The organism is Stenotrophomonas sp. GD03777 (assembly GCF_029842485.1).
In the GTDB taxonomy this organism is placed as follows: domain Bacteria; phylum Pseudomonadota; class Gammaproteobacteria; order Xanthomonadales; family Xanthomonadaceae; genus Stenotrophomonas; species Stenotrophomonas sepilia.
Map to the genome: position 1 here is coordinate 1 of NZ_JAOCGL010000028.1, position 21,493 is coordinate 21,493.

21 protein-coding genes and 1 pseudogene are annotated in these 21,493 nt (G+C 67.9%); all 22 read right to left on the minus strand.

Features of this window, described 5'->3' with window-relative positions; translation table 11 throughout:
- A pseudogene (locus N5E02_RS08485) lies at positions 1-183 on the minus strand (flagellar biosynthesis protein FlhF); the annotation flags it as partial.
- Between the two features lie 146 nt (positions 184-329).
- Positions 330-2,390, minus strand: a complete 2,061-nt coding sequence (flhA, locus tag N5E02_RS08490; protein ID WP_171974417.1) for a flagellar biosynthesis protein FlhA — start codon at positions 2,388-2,390, stop codon at positions 330-332.
- 44 nt (positions 2,391-2,434) lie between these two features.
- Entirely contained in the window at positions 2,435-3,565 is a 1,131-nt protein-coding gene (flhB, locus tag N5E02_RS08495) for a flagellar biosynthesis protein FlhB (RefSeq protein WP_065184906.1), read from the minus strand.
- Positions 3,566-3,769: 204 nt separating this feature from the next.
- Positions 3,770-5,902, minus strand: coding sequence for a bifunctional diguanylate cyclase/phosphodiesterase (locus N5E02_RS08500; RefSeq protein ID WP_065196749.1), 2,133 nt, complete (start codon positions 5,900-5,902; stop codon positions 3,770-3,772).
- 167 nt (positions 5,903-6,069) lie between these two features.
- Complete coding sequence (gene fliR, locus N5E02_RS08505) at positions 6,070-6,861, minus strand: flagellar biosynthetic protein FliR (RefSeq protein WP_049460577.1); 792 nt, start codon at positions 6,859-6,861, stop codon at positions 6,070-6,072.
- A gap of 13 nt (positions 6,862-6,874) precedes the next feature.
- The gene (locus N5E02_RS08510) at positions 6,875-7,144 is read right to left on the minus strand and encodes a flagellar biosynthetic protein FliQ (protein WP_005413254.1); all 270 of its coding nucleotides are present in this window, start codon (positions 7,142-7,144) and stop codon (positions 6,875-6,877) included.
- Between the two features lie 59 nt (positions 7,145-7,203).
- A complete protein-coding gene (fliP, locus tag N5E02_RS08515; protein ID WP_049460579.1) occupies positions 7,204-7,983 on the minus strand; it encodes a flagellar type III secretion system pore protein FliP in 780 nt (259 codons plus the stop codon).
- Between the two features lies 1 nt (position 7,984).
- A complete protein-coding gene (gene fliO, locus N5E02_RS08520; protein WP_171956126.1) occupies positions 7,985-8,383 on the minus strand; it encodes a flagellar biosynthetic protein FliO in 399 nt (132 codons plus the stop codon).
- A gap of 17 nt (positions 8,384-8,400) precedes the next feature.
- Positions 8,401-8,736, minus strand: a complete 336-nt coding sequence (gene fliN / locus N5E02_RS08525; protein ID WP_279946179.1) for a flagellar motor switch protein FliN — start codon at positions 8,734-8,736, stop codon at positions 8,401-8,403.
- Positions 8,733-9,737 carry a flagellar motor switch protein FliM gene (fliM, locus tag N5E02_RS08530; protein ID WP_005416434.1) on the minus strand — a complete coding sequence of 335 codons (1,005 nt, stop codon included), beginning with the start codon at positions 9,735-9,737 and terminating at the stop codon, positions 8,733-8,735. Before fliM ends, fliN begins: the two co-directional genes overlap by 4 nt.
- Positions 9,738-9,747: 10 nt before the next feature.
- Positions 9,748-10,263, minus strand: a complete 516-nt coding sequence (locus N5E02_RS08535; protein ID WP_005416435.1) for a flagellar basal body-associated FliL family protein — start codon at positions 10,261-10,263, stop codon at positions 9,748-9,750.
- 127 nt (positions 10,264-10,390) lie between these two features.
- Positions 10,391-11,560, minus strand: a complete 1,170-nt coding sequence (locus N5E02_RS08540; protein ID WP_279946180.1) for a flagellar hook-length control protein FliK — start codon at positions 11,558-11,560, stop codon at positions 10,391-10,393.
- Positions 11,560-12,027, minus strand: a complete 468-nt coding sequence (gene fliJ / locus N5E02_RS08545; RefSeq protein WP_005416437.1) for a flagellar export protein FliJ — start codon at positions 12,025-12,027, stop codon at positions 11,560-11,562. The genes N5E02_RS08540 and fliJ overlap by 1 nt, the downstream gene beginning before the upstream one ends.
- 3 nt (positions 12,028-12,030) lie before the next feature.
- A complete protein-coding gene (locus N5E02_RS08550; RefSeq protein ID WP_065178546.1) occupies positions 12,031-13,416 on the minus strand; it encodes a FliI/YscN family ATPase in 1,386 nt (461 codons plus the stop codon).
- Entirely contained in the window at positions 13,413-13,997 is a 585-nt protein-coding gene (locus N5E02_RS08555) for a FliH/SctL family protein (protein WP_231109035.1), read from the minus strand. The genes N5E02_RS08550 and N5E02_RS08555 overlap by 4 nt, the downstream gene beginning before the upstream one ends.
- 53 nt (positions 13,998-14,050) lie before the next feature.
- The gene (gene fliG / locus N5E02_RS08560) at positions 14,051-15,037 is read right to left on the minus strand and encodes a flagellar motor switch protein FliG (RefSeq protein ID WP_024958226.1); all 987 of its coding nucleotides are present in this window, start codon (positions 15,035-15,037) and stop codon (positions 14,051-14,053) included.
- Positions 15,038-15,044: 7 nt separating this feature from the next.
- Positions 15,045-16,691: a flagellar basal-body MS-ring/collar protein FliF gene (gene fliF / locus N5E02_RS08565; protein WP_049412900.1), complete on the minus strand. Its 1,647-nt coding sequence runs from the start codon at positions 16,689-16,691 to the stop codon at positions 15,045-15,047.
- 13 nt (positions 16,692-16,704) lie between these two features.
- Positions 16,705-17,070 (minus strand): flagellar hook-basal body complex protein FliE, encoded by a 366-nt coding sequence (fliE, locus tag N5E02_RS08570; RefSeq protein WP_005409552.1) that lies wholly within the window; start codon positions 17,068-17,070, stop codon positions 16,705-16,707.
- Between the two features lie 329 nt (positions 17,071-17,399).
- Positions 17,400-17,816, minus strand: coding sequence for a hypothetical protein (locus tag N5E02_RS08575; protein WP_049460596.1), 417 nt, complete (start codon positions 17,814-17,816; stop codon positions 17,400-17,402).
- A 186-nt stretch (positions 17,817-18,002) separates the two neighbouring features.
- Positions 18,003-19,508 (minus strand): sigma-54 dependent transcriptional regulator, encoded by a 1,506-nt coding sequence (locus tag N5E02_RS08580; protein ID WP_279946181.1) that lies wholly within the window; start codon positions 19,506-19,508, stop codon positions 18,003-18,005.
- A complete protein-coding gene (locus tag N5E02_RS08585; protein WP_005409556.1) occupies positions 19,505-19,882 on the minus strand; it encodes a response regulator transcription factor in 378 nt (125 codons plus the stop codon). The genes N5E02_RS08580 and N5E02_RS08585 overlap by 4 nt, the downstream gene beginning before the upstream one ends.
- Before the next feature lie 14 nt (positions 19,883-19,896).
- The gene (gene rpoN, locus N5E02_RS08590) at positions 19,897-21,306 is read right to left on the minus strand and encodes an RNA polymerase factor sigma-54 (RefSeq protein ID WP_164093465.1); all 1,410 of its coding nucleotides are present in this window, start codon (positions 21,304-21,306) and stop codon (positions 19,897-19,899) included.
- Positions 21,307-21,493: the final 187 nt, after the last annotated feature.

Sequence of the window (21,493 nt, forward strand, 5' to 3'; positions counted from 1 at the left end):
GTCACGGCGCGAGGCTTCCAGCGCACGCTGCACCGCGCTCTCGTCGTAGTTGGCGGCGGCGACGATCTCGATGCCTTCCTCGATCCGGCGGTTGGACAGGATCACGGCGTCAGGACCATGTTCCTTGCGCACCAGGTTCATGGCCGAGCGCATGTCGGCGGCGACGAATCGTTTGATTTTCATGCTGTGGTCACGGGGCGAAGACGGCGGGGTGGCGGTCGGGGAACTCGGGTGGTCGGTGGTTTGCACGGTGCGGGTTCCCCTTGGTGTCTGTCAGTTGCGTTGGTTCGAAAGCGGTGTCTGTTTTCTGGCGCATCGGCGGGCGGGCGTCAGCTGATCGTTCCGACCAGCTTCAGGCGCTTGTCCTCCGGCACCTCGCTGTAGGCCAGCACCGACAGCGACGGAACGCTGTGGCGGACCAGGCGGGCCAGCGCGGCGCGCACCGGGCCAGGTACCAGCACGACCGCGGGCTCGTTGCGGGCTTCCTGCTTGCTGACACATTCGGCCAGGCTCTGGTGCAGTCGCTCAGCGAGTCCGGGTTCCAGCGCGGCGCCGTTGCCCTGCGTGGACTCCTGCAAGACACGTTCCAATTGCGGGTTGAGGGTGAACACCGGCAGCTCCGCCGACATTCCGGCGATCTCCTGCACGATGAAGCGGCCCAGTGCGGTGCGCACCGCGGCGGTCAGCACGGCCGGGTCCTGGCTGGCGGGCGCATGTTCGACCAGCGCTTCGGCGATCTTGCGCAGCTGGCGGATCGGAATGCGCTCCACCAACAGGTTCTGCAGCACGCGCACCACCGCCGACAGCGGCAGCGCCTTGGGCGTCAGATCTTCGACGAGCTTGGGCGCGCTCTTGGCCAGGTTGGCCAGCAGGTGCTGCACTTCTTCGTGGCCGAGCAGTTCCGGCGCGTGTTCGCGGATCAGGTGCGACAGATGGGTGGCGACCACGGTGGCCGGGTCGACCACCGTGTAGCCCAGCGTTTCGGCCTGGGCGCGCTGGTGCGGCTGGATCCAGGTGGCATCCAGGCCGAACGCGGGATCCTTGCCGGCAATGCCCTCCAGTGCGCCGAGCGCGCTGCCTGGATCCAGGGCCAGCTCGCGGTCGGGGTGGATCTCGGCGGTGGCCACCGGTACGCCGTGCACCAGCACGCGGTAGCCGTTGGCGGGAAGTTCCAGGTTGTCGCGGATGTGCACCGACGGGATCAGGAAGCCGACATCCTGGGTCAGCTTGCGACGCACGCCCTTGATGCGCGCCATCAGTTCGCCGCCCTGGTTGCTGTCCACCAGCGGAATCAGCCGATAGCCGACCTCCAGGCCCAGCGGATCGACCGGGCGCAGTTCGTCCCAGCTCAGTTCGGCGGTGGGGGCCGCGGCGGCCGGGCGGCCGAGCGCAGTGAGCGCGGCGGCATCGGTGCCACTGCCTGTCGCATCGGCAGCCGGTGCCTTGGTCTTGCGATACAGCTTCCAGGCGATGAAGCCGAGGATCGAGGCCAGCGTCAGGAAAGCGACGTTGGGCATGCCCGGCACCAGGCCGACCAGGCCGATGATGCCGGCGGTGATCGCCAGCGCCCGGTACTGGCCGAACACCTGGCCGGTCATGGCCTGGGCCATGTCCTGCGAGCGCGAGGCGCGGGTGACCAGCATCGCCACCGCGCTGGAGACCAGCAGCGCCGGCAGCTGTGCCACCAGGCCGTCACCGATCGACAGCAGGGTATAGGTGGCGGCGGCTTCGCCGAACGGCATGCCATGCTGCAGCACGCCCACGGCCAGGCCGCCGAGCATGTTGATGAACAGGATCAGGATGCCGGCGATGGCGTCGCCGCGGATGAACTTGCTGGCACCGTCCATCGCACCGTAGAAGTCGGCTTCCTCGCGGACTTCCTCGCGGCGCAGCTTGGCTTCTTCACGCGTCAGCAAACCGGCGTTGAGGTCGGCGTCGATCGCCATCTGCTTGCCGGGCATCGCGTCGAGGATGAAGCGCGCGGTCACTTCCGAGACGCGGCCGGCGCCCTTGGTGATGACCACGAAGTTGATGATGGTCAGGATCGCGAACACCACGATGCCGACCGCGTAGTTGCCGCCGATCACGAATTCACCGAAGGCGGCGATGACCTTGCCCGCGGCATCGTGCCCGTTCTGGCCATTGAGCAGGATCACGCGGGTGGAGGCCACGTTCAGCGCCAGCCGCAGCATGGTCGTGATCAACAGCACGATCGGGAAGATGGTGAAATCCAGCGGGCGCTTCACGTAGACCACCGCCAGCAGCACCATCAGCGAGATGGCGATGTTGAAGGTGAACAGCGCATCGAGGACAGGCGCGGCCAGTGGCACCACGACCATGGCCAGCAGGGCCAGCACGATCAGCGGCGCGCCAAGGCCCTGGCGGATCATTTCCAGGGCGCGGCGGGTGTTGAATCCGGTGGCGGGCTGGGCGCTCACGGGCGGCCTCCCTTGCCGAATTCATCCACCTGGATGTGCGGGGCGTCCGGCATCGGGCCAGTGCGCCAGGCGCGCAGCTGGTAGACGTAGGACAGGACCTGGGCGACGGCCGAATACAGTCTCACGGGAATTTCCTTTCCGAGTTGGCCTTCCCGATACAAGGCGCGTGCCAAAGGCGGGGCGGAGACGATCGCGACCTTGTTGCCGTCGGCCACTTCACGGATGCGCAGGGCGGTCTCGTCCACGCCCAGCGCGACCACGGTGGGGGCGTTCATGGCGCCGCCTTCGTACTTCAGGGCCACCGCGTAATGGGTGGGGTTGACCACCACCACGTCGGCGGTGGGCACCGCTTCCATCATCCGGCGGTTGGCCATCTGCTGCTGCAGCTGGCGGATGCGGCCCTTCACCTCGGGGCTGCCTTCGCTTTCCTTCATTTCCCGGCGCAGCTCTTCACGGGTCATCTTCAGCTTGCGCATCCAGTTCCAGCGCTGGTACGGCGCGTCGATGGCGGCCAGCACCAGCATCGCGCCGGCCGTGGCCAGCAGCAGGCGCAGGGTGAAGCCGAGGCCGTCGGTGATGGCGGTCTCCAGCGGGTGGTGGATCAGCCCGCGCAGGGTGTCAAAGCCGGTCCAGACCACCAGCCCGGCGGCCACACCGACGAAGGCCACGCGCAGCAGCGACTTGGTGAACTCGGCAATCGCCTCGGGGCCATACAGGCGCTTGAGCCCGCTCATCGGGTTCATGCGGTTGATGTCAGGCAGCAACGCCTTCTGCGACCAGCGCAGGCCGCCCATCACCAGCGGGGCGACGAAGCTGGCCAGCAGGCAGACCAGCACCAGCGGTGCGATCACCAGCATGAACTGCAACAGCAGGTCGCCGAAGTGGCCGAACAGTTCCTTCGGGTTCTGCCGCAGGCTCTGTTCCGGGCTGAGCGCCTGCTTCATCCAGGCCGTGGCGCCACGGCCGATCGAGCCGCTCATGGCCATCACCGCCAGCACACCGCCGCCGAACACGGCGGCGGTGCCGAGTTCGCGCGAGCGCGGCAGGTTGCCCTGTTCACGGGCGTCGCGCAGGCGTTTTTCGGTCGGTTGTTCGGTCTTTTCTCCGGCGGATTCGTTCTCGGACATCACGGGCACTGCGGCTGGGGTTGCCCAGGTGCGTGCAAGAACTGTTCCACGCGTGGCGTGGTGCTGCCCACCGCCGGTGTTGTAGGGTCGAGCCCACGCTCGGCTGCGGTTGTGTCCAGGCGAGAAGCGCAGCCGAGTGTCGGCTCGGCTCTACAGGAACGTGTCGCAGGAACTGCTGCGTGATGGGGCGCGCGCGGCCCGGAGTCAGCCGGGCGGGTGTTGCGGCGGTGGGCTCTGCGCCAGTTCCACCCGCGGCCGGGGCAGGTCGTGCAGCTGCATGAAGCGCGCCGCGTCGACCGGGCGGCCGAGCAGATAACCCTGCAGGAAGTCGCAGCCCAGGCGCTCCAGGTAGGCGCGCTGCGCGGCGGTTTCCACGCCTTCGGCGACGATGTCCATGTCCAGGGCATGGCCCAGCGCCACGATCGCAGAGACGATCACCACGTCCTCCGCACTGTGTTCCAGGTCACGCACGAACGCGTGGTCGATCTTGATCTCCGTGGCGGGCAGCCGCTTCAGGTACAGCAGGCTGGAATAGCCGGTTCCGAAATCGTCGATGGAGATGCCCACGCCCAGCGCCGACAGCGCCTGCAGCAGGCGAAGGCTGGTATCGGTATCGCGCATGACCGTGCTTTCGGTGATCTCCAGCACCAGGTGGCGCGGGGCAATGCCATAGCGTTCGATCACTTCACGCACATCCTGCAGCAGGTGTGGCGAACTGAACTGCACCGGCGACAGGTTCACCGACATCGACCAGCCTTCATGCCCGGCGTCGCGCCAGCGCCGCAGCTGCTGGCAGGCCTGGTCCAGTGCCCAGCGACCGATCTCGTTGATCGCGCCGCTGCGTTCGGCCAGGCGGATGAAGCGGTCCGGTGGGATCAGTCCGTGCTCCGGGTGTTTCCAGCGGATCAGCGCTTCGGCACCGGCCACCTTCTGGGTGGCCACGCGGATCTTCGGCTGATAGTGCAGGAACAGCTGCTCGCTGCCGATCGCACGGCGCAGGTCGGCCAGCAGCCGGAACTGCTGCTCGGCACTGTCGTTCATCCAGTCGGCGAACAGCACGAAGGCGTTGCGTCCGGATTCCTTGGCCTGGTACATCGCCGCGTCGGCGAAGGCCATCAACTGGCGCTCGCTGGCAGCGTGGTCGGGGCAGATCGCCACGCCGATGCTGGCGGTCACTTGAAGTTCGTTGTCCGGCAGCAACGGGCCGCTGCCCACCGCCTGCAGGATGCGCCGGGCGAGGGTGGGCAGGTCCTCGTCGTGCTCGATGCGCACCACCAGCACGAATTCGTCGCCGCCCAGACGGGCGAGCATATCGTTGGGCCGGAGCAGCTGGCGGGTACGCTCGGCCACCGCCACCAGCAGTGCGTCGCCGGCCTGATGGCCGTAGGCATCATTGACCTGCTTGAATCCGTCCAGGTCCATGAACATCACCGCGAAACGGCTGCCGCCCTGTTCGGCTTCGGCCAGCGCCTGCACGATGCGCCGCTGCAGCAGCAGGCGGTTCGGCAGGCGGGTCAGCGGGTCGTGCAGTGCGGCCTGGGTCAATTCCTGCTGGGCATCGGTCAACGAGGTGCTCAGCATCGAGTTGCGAAGCCGCAGCAGCTGCGCCTCCACACGCTGGTCCAGCCACGAGACCACCAGCACCACCGCCAGGATCGCAACCGTCAACACCACCACCAGCATCGCCAGCCACTCGCTCTGCAGGCCATCACCGACCGCGGCGCCGCAAATGCTGCCTTCCGGGAAACGCGCGGCGGCCATGCCGGTGTAGTGCATGCCGACGATGGCCAGGCCGAGCAGGCCGGCGGCCGCCAACCGGTCACCGACGCGGGTGCGCTGCGCGCGCAGGCGGAACGCCACGTACAGCGCGGTCCACGAAGCGGCCACCGCCACCACCAGGGAGAGCAGCAGCCAGCCCGGGTCGTAGTCGATCCCGGGCTGCATGCGCATCGCTGCCATGCCGACGTAGTGCATGCCGGCAATGCCGGTGCCCATCAGCAGGGCACCACCGGCCAATCGAGGATGGGGCAGGGTACGCAGTGAGACCAGCCACAGTGCGAACACCGACGAGGCGATCGCCAGGGCCAGCGAGAGCAGGGTGATGGGCAGGTCGTAGCCCAGTGCAATGGGCAGATCGAAGGCCAGCATGCCGATGAAGTGCATCGACCAGACACCCAGGCCCATGGCGAATCCGCCCCCCAGGCGCCACCACCAGGCAGCTGCCCTGCCCGGGGCGGTGACCGTGCGCCCTGCCATGGCCAGCGCCGTGTACGACGCCATCACGGCGACCAGCAGTGAGATCGCCACCAGCCACGGGTTGTACGTGCCTACCAGCATTCGTCAGTCTCCCGGACCTGCCTGTCGACGGAAACCACGGTGGGGCATGCATGAGGCAGGCCAACGCGAACGGGCGCCGGCCAGGTGCGGCATCCCCCCGGTTGCCGCGCATTCACTCTAACGCGCAGACCGGGGGGGACTTCAAGCGGCAATACGTGATGACCGGGTCAGCGTGTGACCGCGTCCGCGGCCTGGAAGGCGGCGTCGAACAGGCGCTGTACCGGCGGCCCCATTTCCCCGGCCAGCAGCGCCAGGAGGAACAGGCCCAGCAGCAGCGAGACCGGCAGGCCCAGCTGGATCGGGTTCAGCGCAGGGGCGGCACGCGCCAGGACACCGAAGGCCAGGTTCACCGCCAACATCGCCACGGTCAGCGGGATGGCCAGGGTCAGCGCACCGCGCAGTACGGTCAGCAGGAAGGTCGGAGCGATGCTGAAGAAGGCATGGGGATCAGGCAGCGGGGCGCCAATCGGCAGCGCGCGATAGCTGTCCACCAGCAGCGAGATCAGCGCCAGGTGGCCGTTGGCGGTGAAGAACAGCAGTCCGAACAGCAGATAGAACCACTGTCCGATCACGCCGGAGGTACCACCGCGCAGCGGGTCGCTCATCTGCGCGAAGGCCAGGCCGGTGCCCTGCGCGATCAGTTCGCCCGCCATCGCACCGGCTTCGAACACCAGCCGCAGCAGGAAGCCGATGGATACGCCAATGGCCAGTTCACGGGCAATGGTCAGCACGGTAGCCGCGTCGAAGCCGGTCCAGTCCGGTACCGGGGGGAGCAGCGGGGCCAGTGCGATGGCCAGGGTGCCGGCCAGCACCACGCGCACCCGCGATGGCACCGCACGCGTGCCGACCATGGGCATGGCCATGGCCACTGCGCCGATGCGCAGCATGGTCCACAGCACCGTGCCGATCATGCCGAAGGCCTGCAGGCCGTCGGCCGCCATCTGTGTCGCGGCGTCCATCGAAGCGCGTGCCCTAGCCGATCAGGTGTGGGATGCGCTGGAACAGCAGCGTGGTGAATTCAACCAGGTGGCCGATCAGCAGGCTGCCCAGCGCGAACAGCACTGCGGTCAGCGCTGCCGCCTTGGCGACGAAGGCGATGGTCGGTTCGTTGAGCTGGGTCGCGGCCTGCACGACACCGACCACCACGCCCACCACCAGCACGGTGAGCAGCAGCGGGCCGGCCACCCACAACACGGTGATCAGGCCGCCACGCAGTTCAGTCAGGGCAAGTTCGGGAGACATTCGGGTTCCATCTGCTCATGTAGAGTCGAGCCCTGCTCGACTGCGCGTTACGGGGGATATCAGGCCGGATTGAAGCTCGCCGCCAACGTACCCACGGTCAGCACCCAGCCATCGACCAGCACGAACAGCAGGATCTTGAAGGGCGCCGAGACCAGCATCGGCGACAGCATCATCATGCCCATCGACATCAGCACGCTGGCAACGACCAGGTCGATGATCACGAACGGGATGAAGATCAGGAATCCGATCTCGAAGGCGGTCTTCAGTTCACTGGTGACGAACGAAGCGACCAGCACCGGGAACGGGATCGCGTCGGGGCTGGCGTAGGTGCCATGCCCGGCGATGCCGGCAAAGGTCATCAGGTCGGTCTCGCGGATCTGCGCCAGCATGAAGCCGCGCAGTGGCTGCGTGGTCAGCGTCCATGCGGTCTGGAAGTCGATGTCGCCGTTGAGGTAGGGCGCCATGCCCGCGCTCCACGCCTTGTCCCAGGTCGGCATCATCACCATTGCGGTGAGGAACAGGGCCAGGCCCAGCAGCACCTGGTTGGACGGCGTCTGGCCGGTGCCCAGCGCCTGGCGCAGCAGGCCCAGCACGATGATGATGCGGGTGAACGAGGTCAGCACCAGCAGCATTGACGGGATCAGGGTGATCGCGGTCATCAGCAGCAGGGTCTGCAGCGGCAGGCTGACCGGCTGGCCGCCGATCTTGCCGACGTTGACGTCCGGCAGAGGGGTGGCCGGCGCGCCGGGCGCGGCCAACGCCAGCGCCGGCAACAGGCACAGGGCAAGCAACAGCAGCCACGGCATCAGGGTGGCAAGTCGGGTACGGGTGACACGCATGTCAGGGATCCTTGCGCAGCCGCTGCTGCAGCAGCTGGGCGAAATTCGGCAGGTTCTTGAAGTCCGGCACGCGCACCGGTGCCGGTGGCGGCAGCGGCTCGGGCAGGGTATGCAGGGTATTGATGCCGCCGGCGGTGACGCCCAGCAGCAGTTGCTGGCCATTGACCTCCACCACCACCACGCGCTCCTTGGCGCCGACACTGAGGCTGGCTACCAGCTTCATGCCTTCGGCCGGGCGGAAGCCGCTGCCAGGCATGCGCTTGAGCAGCCAGCCCAGGCCGATCACCAGCGCCAGCACCGCCAGCAGCGCCAGCACCGCACCGAACAGGCTGGGTGCGGCGGCCGCATGCTGGCCGACCTGCGGGCCGATCGGCGCGGCGGCCTTGCCGACCGCGAGCAGGGTGGAGGCCAGCAGGCTCAACGCAGTCTCCGGATACGCTCGCTGGGGCTGACCACGTCGGTCAGGCGCACGCCGAAGCGGTCGTTGATCACCACCACTTCGCCGTGGGCGATCAGGGTGCCGTTGACGAACACGTCCAGCGATTCGCCTGCACCGCGTTCCAGTTCCACCACCGAGCCCTGGTTGAGCTGCAGCAGGTTGCGGATCGGCAGGCGGGCACGACCGACTTCCAGCGACAGGGTCACCGGCACATCGAGGATCACGTCCAGGTTCAGGTCCGGACCATTTGTCTCATCGGCCTGCAGGCTGCTGAACTGGGCCGGGGTCGGTTCGAGGGCGTCGATATCGTTCATTGCGGGTCTTCCTGGATGACGGGTACGCGCGGGCGGGTGCCCGGCGGATGGGTAGCGGTGATCTTCACGGCGTTCATGCCGTTGGCGATGCCGAACTCGCCGGTGAACACGGGGATGTTCTCCACGCATAGCGGCACCTGCGGGCTGAGCTCGATCGGCAGGATGTCGCCGACCTTCAGCTGGGTCAGGTCGCGCAGGGTCATGCGCTTGCTGGCCAGCACGCTGGACAGGGTGACTTCGGCGACGTTGAGCTGCTCACGCAGGGTCTTGCCCCAGCTCTCGTCGCGGTCGTTGCGGTCGCTCTGGATGCCGGCGTCGAGCAGTTCGCGGATCGGTTCCAGCATCGAGTAGGGCAGGGTGACGTGGATGTCGCCGCCGCCACCGTCGAGCTCGACGTGCAGGCGGCACACCACCACATATTCGCGCGGGGTCACGATGTTGGCGAAATGCGGGTTGATCTCCGAGTTGATGTACTCGAAGTCGACATCCATCACCGGTGCCCACGCTTCGCGCAGATCGGCGAAGGTCTGCTTCAACAGCAGGTGGATGACCCGCATTTCAGTAGCCGTGAACTCGCGGCCCTCGATGCGGGTGGGGTAGCGCCCGTCGCCGCCGAAGAAATTGTCGACGATGGCGAACACCAGGGTCGGCTCGAACACGATCAGGCCGGTGCCGCGCAGCGGCTTGAAGCGGATCAGGTTCAGGTTGGTCGGTACATACAGCGAGTGCATGTAGTCGTTGAACTTGATCAGTTCGATGCCGCGCACCGACAGTTCGGCCGAGCGGCGGATCAGGTTGAACAGGCCGATCCGCCACAGGCGCGCGAAGCGCTCATGGACCATTTCCAGGGTCGGCATGCGACCACGGATGATGCGGTCCTGGCTGGCGAAGTCGTACGAGCGCGCTTCGCCTGACGGGGGTTCCGCATCGGTCTCGACCGCGCCACTGTCCACGCCGTGGAGCAGGGCATCGATCTCGTCCTGGGACAGCAGATCATTCATCGGTGGGCCCTTACTGGGTCACGAAGCTGGTGAACAGCAGATCGTCGGCGCCGTTGCTGCCGGTCTCGGCCTTGAGTACCTTCTGCACCTCGGCCAATGAGGCGGCCTGCAGCTTCTGCTTGCCGGCGACATCGGCGATCTGGTCCGGGCTGACCTGCGAGAACAGCATCAGCAGGCGCGCACGGATGGCCGGGGCGTGGGTCTTGATCGCTTCCAGCGCGGCCGGGTCGCGGGTCATCAGCTGGACCTCCAGCTGCAGGTAACGCGGGCCGTCGACCGGGCCATTGAGGTTGACCACGAAGGCCGGGTCCAGCGCGAAGTACTGTGCCGGGGCTGGGGTCGCGCTCTTCTTCGGCGCCTGCGCGGTCTTCTCTTCGTGCTTGGACTGGGTGAAGAACCACACGCCGCCACCGGCGGCAGCGGCGGCCAGTACGGCCACCAGCGCGGTGATCAGGATCGGACTACGCGGCTTGGCGGCCTTGTCCTTCTCTGCGGTCTTCTTGGTTTTGTCAGCGGCTGCGGCCACGGGTGAAGCTCCTGAGGGTTGCTTCACCGGGATATGCAAGGGGCATGCCGAAGGCCGGGCAGCGGGATGCGACGGAATTCCGTCGGAACCCTGTGCCGGTAGGTGCCAACCTTGGTCGGCACGCCTGTCAGGCGTAGGCGTCCAGCAGTCCGCGCTGGCGGATCAACTGCGCCGACGACACGCTGGCATCGCCCGGCGTCGGTTCTCCGTCGCCGATGATGCCGCTGCCACCGGGCTGGCCCGGCGCATTGCCCTCACCACCCGGGGACTGGTGGCCGACATCGGCGTGGGCCAGCTGGAAGCCCTGTTCGCCCAGCAGCTCGCGCAGGCGCGGCAGGCTGCTTTCCAGCGCTTGCCGCACGTCCACGTGCGGGCTGCTGAAGCTGGCATGCACCTTGTCGCCGTTCAACTGCAGGCGCACGTCGACCGGGCCCATGTCGTCCGGGCTCAGGCGGATGTGGGCGTGGCCGATCTTCTGGTCGGCCAGCCAACCCAGGCGTGCGCCGATGGCCTGGTCGAAGCCATCGTCACCCAGCACGGGTTTCGGCGTCGGCTCGCCATTGAAGATCGCATTGCCGGCGGCGAGCGCCGCCTTGAGGTCCTGTACGGCGGCTGCTGCCGGAGCGTGCAGCAGGGGTGTGCTGGCGCGGTCGCCAACGGCGGCCACGTCACTGCCTTCGCCGCGCTCGCTGCGCTTGCCGGGCAGGATCATCTCCGGCAGTGGCAGCGCCGTGGCACCGTCCGCACTGGTCGCCGCCGGTTTGGCGTCAGCCGCCACTGGGGTTGTGGTGGCCGTCGCCGGTGCGTCTGCAGGCAGTGTCGGGTTCGTGGCGGGGGCAGCAGCAGGCAGCGCGCTACCGTCGCTGGCCAGCGCCGGTGCAGCGGTGGTCGGCAGAGCAGCGGCCGGATCGGCAGGCATCGGCATCGCCAGCACCAGGCCGGCCAGGCCGGGCGGTGGCCACGGGGCGTCCTCGGTCGGGGCGGGCTTGTTCTTTTCGGTGCCGGGTCCAGCCGGGGTCACGGCAACGGGCGGCAGCGACGGCGTTTCAGCAGTTGCCGCTTCGGCGTCCGCGGTGCGTTCACCCGGTGCCTGGCCATTGCTGTCGGCGGTCGATGGTTGGCTCGGCGTGGATGGCATCGGTGTCGTGGCGCTCCCGGCTGGCGTGGGTGCAGACGGTGCGCCGCCCTGCAGCAGCTGGCTGAAGTCCTTTCCGCCTTCGCTGCGCGAGGCGCGTGCGGCACTGTTGCTGGTGGCGGGCGTGGCCGTGTTGGCGCTGCTGGCGAGCGGGGCGGGCATCACGAGCGGCCTCCCTGCTCGGCGCCGTCCTGGTCTTCGGCCTGCACCAGGCGTGCACGCCGTGCGCCAATGTCGTCCATCTCGCGCTGGTCGCGGCGGTCGGTCACCACCTTTTCCTGCGCCCGGTAGCTGGCGGCCAGCTGCTCCAGCACCGCCTTGTCACGGCTGGCCAGGATCAGGCGTGCGCGCTCGGCCTCCACTTTTTCGCGGTTGCCATTGACCGTGGCCTGCTGCTGCTCGACCGCGCTGTCCAGTCGATCGAGGAAGGCGCGGCGGTTGAGCAACTGTGCCGGGCTGGTCGCCGCCATCTGTGCGTTGGCGTACTCCTCGGCATAGCGGCGCAGTTCGTCCAGTCGCGACAGATGGGTGTCGAGCACGCGCTGGCGTTCGGCCAGGTCGCGGGCGACCGCGTCCTCATGTTCCTGGGCCCGCTTGAGCAGGGGATCGATGCGCTTGGACTGGTTCATGGCTTAACTCTCTTGTTCCACCAGGCGCTGCAGCGCCGCCTGGCTGTGCGGGAGATCTGCGGCCTTGGCAACGTCCTGGCCGAGGAACTCCATGATTTCCGGCCAGCGTTCCAGGGCTTCGTCGGTGGCCGCGTCGTTGCCGCGCTGGTAAGCACCGATCGCGATCAGGTCCCGGTTGGCCGAATAGGCCGAGACCAGTCGCTTCAACTTGCGGATGCGCAGGCGCCACGGTTCGTCGGCGATTTCAGTGACCACGCGGCTGACCGACGACTCGACGTCGATGGCCGGGTACAAGCCGCTGTCGGCCACGCGGCGCGAGAGCAGGATGTGGCCGTCGAGGATCGCGCGCGCGGCATCGGCGATCGGATCCTGCGGATCATCGCCTTCGGTCAGCACCGTGTAGAACGCGGTGATCGAGCCACGGCCCTTGGCGCCATTGCCGGCGCGTTCGACCAGTGCCGGCAGCTTGGCGAACACCGACGGCGGATAGCCGCGGGTGGTCGGCGGTTCGCCGACCGACAGGCCGATCTCGCGCTGCGCCTGGGCGAAGCGGGTCAGCGAGTCCATCAGCAGCAGCACGTTCAGGCCCTGGTCGCGGAACCACTCGGCAATGGCGGTGGCGCGGTAGGCACCATGCAGACGCGCCAGCGGCGGCCGGTCGGCAGGGCTGGCGACCACCACGGCGCGGCGCAGGCCTTCCTCGCCCAGCGTGGTCTCGACGAAATCGCGCACTTCGCGGCCGCGTTCACCGATCAGGCCGACCACGATCACGTCGGCGGCGGTGTAGCGGGTCATCATGCCCAGCAGCGTCGACTTGCCGACGCCGGATCCGGCGAACAGGCCGACGCGCTGGCCGCGGCCGATCGGCAGCAGCGCGTTGATCGCGCGCACGCCCACGTCCAGCGGCTGGGTGATCGGTTCACGCGCCAGCGGATTGATCGACACGCCGGCCATGCCAACATGGCCCTCGGCGCGGATCGGGCCCTTGCCATCCAGCGGCACGCCGTCGCTGTCGATGACGCGGCCGAGCAGGCCTTCGCCCACTTCCACGCCGCCCCGGCGCGCCGATGGCACCACCCGGGCATTGGGCAGCAGGCCATGCAGTTCGGCGCTGGGCATCAGGTAGGTGCGCTCGCCGGCAAAGCCGACCACTTCTGCATCGACCCAGCCACCGTCGACCACTTCCACCTTGCAGCTGGCACCCAGCGGCGCTTCGCAGCCGACCGCTTCCAGGGTGAGCCCGACCGCACGGCGCAACACGCCCTCGCGGATCAGGCCGCGACCATGCGCGGTGTCCACGCGCAGGCCATCCAGGCGCCGCGCCAGGCGCAGGTTGCGGGCTACGGCCCAGTCGGCCGGCGGCGGAGTGGTTTGTGGTCCGGCACTCATGCCGTCGCTCCGGTCTGGCGGATCACCGCATCCAGCGCACCGCGCAGGCGGGCTTCCAGGGTGCCGTCGATGCGCACGGCTTCGGCGTGCACGCGCAGGTCGCCACGGCTGAGGCTGGTATCCGGTACCAGGCGCTGCGTCGGCGAAAGATTCAACAGCGGGGCGAGGGCAGCGATGTCATCCGGATGCAGCCGCACTTCCACCTCGCGGGTGCTGCCGCCCACGGCGTCGATCGCTTCGCCGACCAGCTGCGCCAGCAGTGCCGGCTCGGCTTCGTAGGCGCGGCCGACCAGTGCGCCGGCGATGCGCACCGCCAGTTCGCCGAGGGCGCCGACCACTTCGTTCTCCAGCCGCACCAGCGGCCGGCTGAAGTTGTCCAGGATCCCTTCGATCTGTGCGGCGAGGCGACGTACTTCGGCCTGGCCCTGGCCGTAGCCGTCGGCATGGCCCTGTTCGAACCCTTCCTTCTCGGCGCTGTCCTGGATCGCCTGGATCTCTTCAAGGGTCGGCAGCTGCAGCGGCGGCTCCGGATCGTGTTCCGGATCCGGCTCGGTGAGTTCGAAAGCACCCTCCTGCTCCAGTACCGGTTCGGGCTGGGCCAGCAGGTCCGGGGCAAGCCAGCGCACGACGTTGCTCACAGCATGGCCTCCGCGCTGCCACCGATGGTGACGGTGCCTTCATCGGCCATGCGCTTGACGATCGCCAGGATCTCGCGCTGTGCGCCTTCCACGTCGGACAGGCGCACCGGGCCGCGGGCTTCCATGTCCTCCAGCAGGATCTCGGCCGCGCGCTGCGACATGTTGCGGGTGATCTTGTCGCGCACCTTGATGTCGGCGCCGCGCAGGGCCAGGCCCAGGCGCTCGCCGCTCACCTCGCGCAGCACCAGCTGCATCTCGCGATCGTCCAGGTCGACCAGGTCGTCGAACACGAACATCAGGTCCTGGATGCGGTTGCTCAACGGCGCATCGATGCGCGCGATTTCGCCCAGGATTGCCTGGTCCTGGCCGCTGTCCATGAAGTTCAGGATGTTGGCCGCGCACTGCACGCCGCCGATGTTCGACGACTTCAGGTTCTGGTTGCCGGCGAACTGGCGCTCCATGATCTCGTTGAGTTCATTGAGCGCGTTCGGCGGAATACCGTCGAGGGTGGCGATGCGCAGCAGCACATCCACGCGGGTACGGTCCGGCAGCAGCTTCAGCGCGTCGGCGGCCTGGTCGGTTTCCAGGTGCGCCATCACGATGGCGATGATCTGCGGGTGCTCGTTGCGCACCAGGTCGGCCACTGCACGCGGGTCCATCCACTTCAGCGCGTCCAGGCCGGTGGTGTTGCGGCCGAGCAGGATGCGGTCGATCAGGTTGCCGGCCTTCTCGCTGCCCAGCGCCTGCACCAGCATGTTGCGGATGTAGTCATCCGAGCCCACGCCCAGCGAGGTCTTCGAGCCCAGTTCCTGGCCGAACTGGTCCATCACCCGCTCCACCTGCTCGCGGGTGATGTCGGTCATGGTGGCCATGGCGATGCCGATCTTCTGTACTTCCTTGGGTTCCATGTGGCGCAGCACTTCGGCCGCATCCAGCTCACCCAGCGAAAGCAGCAGCACGGCCGCGCGCTGTACTCCGGTCAGTTGTGCCTCAGTCATTGGCCACCCAGCCTTTGACCACCTGGGCCACGCGCTTGGAGTCGGTCTTCACGGCTTCACGCGCCATCCGCAGTCGTTCCTCATATGAATCCACCGGCAGTGCGAGCGCATCCGGTCCGCCCAGGCTTGCCCGGTCGGTGCCCAGCGCTGGCAGCGCAATGCCATCGTCATCGACCAGCTGCACATCCGCCGTATGCGGCTCCAGCGCCTGCTCGTCTGCCTTCCTGCTCTGGCCGGTGATCGCGCGCAGCGCCGGACGCAGCACGCCGAACAGCAGCGCCAGCACCACCACCGCGCCCAGCAGCATGCGGCCGGCATCGTGCACCCACGGCAGCTCCCACCAGGCCGGGCCTTGTTCGGGCGTGGTCTCGCGCACGAACGGGGCATTCATCACCGACACGGTGTCGCCACGCTCGGCGTTGAAGCCGACGGCCTGCTTGACCAGCGCCTCGACGCGGGTCAGTTCGGCGGCCGACAGCGGCTGCGGGCTCATCTTGCCGTTGGCGCCGGCGCGCGGCACGTTGTCCACCAGCACCGCCACCGACACGCGCTTGATGCGGCCGGCCGGCTGGCGGGTGTGCTGCAGGGTGCGGTCCAGCTCGTAGTTGCGGGTGGCGTTCTTGCTGCTTTCGGTCGGGGTCTGCGCGGTGGCCGGCGCGGCCTGCTGGCCCGGCGGACTGTTGCTGGTTGCACCCGGCACGCCCTGCGGACCCGGCGTGCTGGTGGTGTTCTCGCTCATCTGCTCGCTGCGCAGCTTCTGCGGTTCACCGTTGTAGAGCTCACGGGCTTCCTCGGTCACCGAGAAGTCCATGTCCACGCTCACTTCCGGGTTGACGCGGCCGGGGCCGGTCATCGGCTCCAGCAGCTCGCGGATGCGCTGGTTGAACGAGGTTTCCTGGCGCCGCACCTGCTCGAACTGCGCGGCGTTGACCGCCGCCTCGCTGTTCGGGTCGGTGATGCTGAGCATGCGCCCGCTCTGGTCGACCACGGTCACCCGTTCCGGCGCCAGGTCCGGAATGCTGGCCGCGACCATGTGCACGATGGCGTCCACCTGGCTGCGTTCCAGCTGCTGGCCGCCCCGCAGTTCCAGGGTGACCGAGGCGCTGGCCACGTCACGCTGGCGGGTGAAGGCGCTGGGCTTGGGAATGGCCAGATGCACGCGTGAATCACGTACCGGGCGCAGCGTGTTGATGGTGCGCGACAGCTCGGTTTCCAGCGCGTGCTGGTAGCGCGCGCTTTCCACGAACTGGCTGACGCCGAAGCCCGGGTCGCGTTCCATCAGCTCGAAGCCGAGCTTGCCACTGTCGGTCAGGCCGGAGCCGGCCAGCTTCAGGCGAGCGTCGTGCAGGTTCTTTTCCGGCACGGTGATGCCACCGGTGGCCGGATCGAGCGCGAACGGAATCTGCGCGGCGCGCAGCAGGTCGGTCGCCTCAGCGGTCGCCTTCTGGTCCAGGCCGGTGTACAGCGGGACCATGCCCGGCTTCTGTGACCAGAAGAACACGGACAGGCCTGCCGCCACCGCCACCGCGATCATCGCCATCAGGCCCAGCCGACGGGTGATCTGCAGACTCTGCAGGCGGTCGAACCATTGCCCGGCCTTCTCGGCGTTCAGGCTGTCCTTGGAGAGCGTCAGTGCCATGCGTCAATGTTCCTTACAGCGGCATGTTCATCACGTCCTGGTAGGCCTGGACGAGACGGTTGCGGACTTCCACGGTGGCGCGGAAGGCGATCTGGGACTGCTGCGAGGCGACCATCACCTTGGCCAGGTCGGCGCTGGGGTCGCCCATTTCAAAGGCCTTGGCGAGGGCGCCGGACTTCTGCTGCGCATCGTTGACGCCGGCAATCGCACCACGCAGGGTTTCGGTGAAGCTGGCCGGCTGGGCCTGCGGCGCGTCCAGCACCGTGCCCGGCAGGGCGTTGCTGCGCGGCGTTTCGCCCAGCGGGTTGAGCGCCGGCTGCCCCATCTGGGTCTGATAGGAGCGGATCTGCGAAAGGATCGAAGTGACGGAGTGGGACATCTGCAACGGTTCCAGAAACAGGGATGGGGTTGTCTGCTGGAGCAGGTGCAAGTGCCGTGCCGAAACCGGTTTTCGATTCAGTGACGTGAGGGTCTGGTGTGTGTGTGCTGGCAGGGCTGCGCCCTGCACCCGCCGAATCAACGTCAACGTCAAAATCGGGCTATCCGTGGGGTGGCGGGCTGGGTCCGGCGACAGGTGGCCGCGATCTGTTGAAACCTGCTACTGATGGTGGGTGCCGACCGTTGGTCGGCACGGGGTCGTATCCCGTTGCAACGCAACGGGCTCTGACCCCATTGAAGGCGCCATTTAACCGGCGTCGGTTTTCTGGCCTACGGCTGCAGGGTCCAGTGGCCGGAATTCTGGCGCTGGCGCGGGGCGATGGGGCCGTCGTGCTGGGTGTAGATGAAGCGGCCCTGGCGGTCGCTCAGGCAGGTCAGCAGCAGGGTGTAGCGTGCGGGGCCGGCCGGGTGGCTTTCGCTCATCTGGATCTCCGCGATATGCGGGGCCAGGCGCTGGTAGCGGTAGCTGCCGCCGATGCGCAGGTCGGTGCCGAGGATATCCAGCACGTACTGGTTGCCGGTGAAGCTGACCTGCACCATGCGTCCGGCGTTCGGATTGTCCGGCGCATACAACGGATCGCTGAGGTTGGTGAAGTGGCGCTGGTCCAGCGTGACAGGTAGCGTGCAGTTGGCCGCGGTGGCCAGGGCCGGGCAGAGCAGGGTGGCGAGCAGGGCAAGGCGATGCATGGTGGAACCTCCTTGGGGGTGTCCTCGCCATGCTCCGCACTGCGGCGGTGTTGTCTCTAGGAAAACGTGCAAAAGCAATGGGCTCAGATCCCGCTCCGCAGCAAGGGGATGTGAGCCCAGGGGCCCAAAACACCAACGCCCGGGCGAGCCCAGGCGTTCGTGCCCCCTTCATGCTGGTGGCGCGGTTCAGCCGGCCAGTTCGGCCTGCTCGCGTTCGATGCCGTACTTGCGCAGCTTTTCCACCAGGGTGGTGCGGCGCAGGCCAAGCAGCTGGGCGGCGTGGGCGACCACGCCCTGGGTGCGTTCCAGTGCTTCGTTGATCAGGCCCAGTTCGATGCTGGCCATGTGGTTGCGCAGGTCCATGCCCTCGTCGGGCAGTGCGGCCGGTGCCGCCGGGCGATTGACGGCGATACCGTGTTCCAGCGCCGGCTGGTTGCCGCTGCCGGGTGTGTGGAAGGAGAAGCTGCGCAGGTCCAGTCGCTCTTCGCTGGCGGCGGGCGGTGCCGGCGCCAGCGCAGCGACGGCGGCCAGTGCCGCATCGCCACGATAACGGGCCGGCAGGTCCTGTACGCGCACCGAGCCACCCGGATGCAGTACGGCCAGTCGTTCGACCAGGTTGGTCAGCTCGCGCACGTTGCCCGGCCATTCGTAGCCGGCCAGCGCCTGCAGGGCTTCCGGGGTGAAGCGCACTTCGCCACGGCCAGTGCGGGCCAGCTGCGCGGCGATGGTTTCCACCAGTGCCGGCAGGTCTTCGCGACGGTCGCGCAGCGCGGGTACTTCAATCGGGAACACGTTGAGGCGGTAGAACAGATCCTCGCGGAACTTGCCCTCAGCGATGCGGGTCTCCAGGTCGCGATGGGTCGCGGCCACCACGCGCACGTTGCAGCGGATGGTCTGGTTGCCACCCACGCGCTCGAAACTGCGCTCCTGCAGCACGCGCAGCAGCTTCACCTGCATCGGCAGGCTCATGTCGCCGATTTCGTCGAGCAGCAGGGTGCCACCCTCGGCCATTTCGAAACGGCCCTTGCGCGCGGTGAGCGCGCCGGTGAAGGCGCCCTTCTCATGGCCGAACAGTTCGCTTTCCAGCAGGTCGGCCGGAATGGCGCCGCAGTTGATCGCCACAAACGGTCCGTCACGGCGTGGCGAACGCTGGTGGATGGCGCGCGACACCACTTCCTTGCCGGTACCGGATTCACCCAGCACCAGCACGGTAGTATCGAATGCGGCCACCTGCTCGATCATGGTGCGCAGGGCGCTCACTGCCGGGCCGTTGCCGGTGGGTCCCTGGTCCTGCGCGGCGCCGGCCTGATGCTCGGCATCCAGGCGCTTGAGGCTGGCGCGGCGCAGCAGGGCTTCCATCTGTGCGTGGCGCAGCGGCGTTTCCAGCGGCCAGATATTCGCTTCATGCAGCCCGTGCTGCTGGGCAAACATTGCGGCATCACCATCGGCCAGCAGCACCGGAGGCGGCAGGCTGCTGCCGCCCAGCCAGTTGTACAGCGCGGTGCTGGCGGGGCTGTCGTCCAGGCTGCCGACGATCACCGCCATCCAGTCGTTCTGGCGCTGCCGGCCCAGGTCGAAGTCGGCCGCGTCGGAGACCCAGCGCGGATTGAAGTCCATGAATTCCAGCAGGGCAACGGTGCGCTCTGCGCGCACGGCGTCGTTGTCCAGCACCAGGATGCGCGATTCACTCACGACTGTTCCTCCCTGAGGCCTTCCAGGATCGGCATGACTTCCTGGATGTAGGACAGCTTGCTGACAAAGTTGTCGGCACCGGCACGCAGCGCGTGTTCGCGGTGCTCGGCGTCGTCGAAGTGGCTGGCGATCACGATGTACGGTGCATCGTCCTGCGACTTGATCAGGCGGGTGGCCTGCAGGCCGCCCATCTCCGGCATGGCCAGGTCCATCAGCACCACCTGCGGGCGCAGCGTTTCCGAGCGCTCGATCGCTTCCAGGCCGTTGCCGGCACTGCCGACGATCTGCAGCCAGTCGATCTTGCGGAAATGGCGCATCGCCGCGTTGATGAAGCCCTCGTGGTCATCGACCAGCAGGACCGTGAGCTTGTTCATGTCCAACATCCTTTTCAGCCCACCCGGGCCAGCTGCGGTTGCCTGGCGCTGAGCCGGCGCCGTTCGCGGGCCGGGGCGATATCCAGTTGTTCTCGGTATTTTGCGACGGTTCGGCGGGCAATGTTCACCCCCTGGCGTGACAGCAGGCCGGCAATGGCCTCGTCGGCCAGCGGACGGCCGGCGGGTTCGGCGTCGATCAGGCGGCGGACCATGGCTTTCACCGCCTGGCCGGAGACGCTGGCGCCTTCCAGGCGCACGGCGAAGAAGTGCTTCAGTTCGAAGGTGCCGCGCGGGGTCTGCAGGAACTTGCCGGTGGTGATGCGCGAGACGGTGGACTCGTGCATGCCGATTTCCTCGGCCACTTCCTTCAGGGTCAGCGGCGCCATCGCCTCTTCGCCACTCACCAGGAAGGCGGCCTGGCGCTCGACGATCACGCGCGCGGTGCGCAGCAGGGTGTCGTAGCGCATCGACAGGCCGCGGCTGAACCAGCGCGCCTCCTGCAGCATCTCGCGCAGTGCCGGCGCGGCTTCGCTGGTTTCGGCCAGCGCCTGTTCGTACTGGCTGTTGATCGAGACGCGGCGGCTGGTGGCCGGGTTCAGTGCCACCTTCCATTGCCCATCGGCGTGCCAGGCGACGACGTCCGGCACTACCACAGCGTTGCGTTCGGGCAGCAGGCTGTCGCCGGGGCGCGGCTGCAGCGAGAGGATCAGGCGCACCGCCTCGCGCACGTCGTCGATCTCGGCGTCGTGCTGGCGGGCGAGGGCGGGGTAGTCGTGCGCGGCCAGTGCCTCGAGCGCGCCAGCGAGGATGCGGGCGGCCAGGTGACGCGCGGGGACCACGCCGTGCAGGCTGCGCAGTTGTGCCTGCAGGCCTTCGCGCAGGTCCTGCGCAGCCATGCCAGCCGGTTCACCGTGCAGCAGCTGCTGGCGGATGGCCTCGACGCCTTCGGCGGCGATGTCGAACTGGGCGCTGGCCAGCAGCTGCAGCTGCGCCAGTGGCGCCTGCAGGTAGCCTGCCTCGTCGCAGTGGTCGAGCCAGAACGCGGCCACCGCCAGTTCGCTGTCGTCCATGTCCAGCGCCAGGCGCTGCAGCACGCGCAGCTGAGGGTCGGTCGACTCACCGGCGGCAATGCGCGCCATGCGGTCGTCGTCGCCGTCCTGCCAGCTGGCGCCGGCCACGTCCCACATCGAAGACTCCGGCAGCTCGTCGAACGCGGCGGTTTCCAGCGTGGTGGCGCTGACCTCGGTGGCATCAGCGGCCGGCGCTTCGGCCTCTTCGATCTCCAGCAGCGGGTTGGAGTCCAGCAGGCGCTGGATTTCCTGTTCCAGGTGCAGGCCATCAAGCTGCAACAGCCGTATCGACTGCAGCAGCTGCGGGGTGAGGTGAAGTTGTTGGCCCAGCTGGGTCGAGAGTGCAGCCTTCATCGTGGTTCCCCGGCGCCGCTCCCCGGCGCCTTGTGGAACGCATCTTGCTTTTGATCCGGCGTGGGCGGAATCGGGGGGTTCCTGAGGGGATTCGTGGTTGTCCCGACAGGATGTAGGGGTTATCCCTACATTGGCTCGGGATATTGACGAAACGGGCCGCCAAGTCATTGATTCGTCGTGCCGACGC